We start from the raw sequence: 417 nt of genomic DNA, 5'->3' as shown, positions 1-417 counted from the left end.
ATATCAACAACAGTCATATTACTTGAGAGTAAATAACCATCTTCATAATATGTAATTAATATTTCTTCTTCAGATAATAGGGAACATAACAACATGTTCACGATTAGTTCTTTTTCTTCATCTGTTAAGTTCGGCCGAGTTACTTTGTTTTTCTCCTTTTTAGTTATACCCCTATAAAGAATTTTAAAGTTTGTATCTGTGTATATAATAATAGAATATTCAGTTTAATTTTTATCAAATTATCAAACAATACAAATATTACTAAACATGTTAATATCTTCTTGTATTTGTAAAATATTTCTAGGAGGTATTTAAATGATTAGTAAAAAATTTGTAACTGGAACGATTGTATCGACATTATTGGTTCTTTCTGCTTCCCCGTCTTTAGCGGCTGTTAATGAAAAACAAGTACAAAAA

General features: G+C 26.6%; 1 protein-coding gene. It reads right to left on the bottom strand.

Features of this window, described 5'->3' with window-relative positions; all coding sequences use genetic code 11:
- Nucleotides 1-212: YolD-like family protein (locus V7038_RS28705; RefSeq protein ID WP_335696031.1), on the bottom strand; the 212-nt coding region annotated here is incomplete at its 3' end.
- Nucleotides 213-417 lie beyond the last annotated feature (205 nt).

This window comes from Bacillus sp. JJ783, from assembly GCF_036963225.1.
Lineage (GTDB): Bacteria > Bacillota > Bacilli > Bacillales > Bacillaceae_G > Bacillus_A > Bacillus_A cereus_U.
This window is presented reverse-complemented; position numbering and strand designations above follow the sequence as displayed.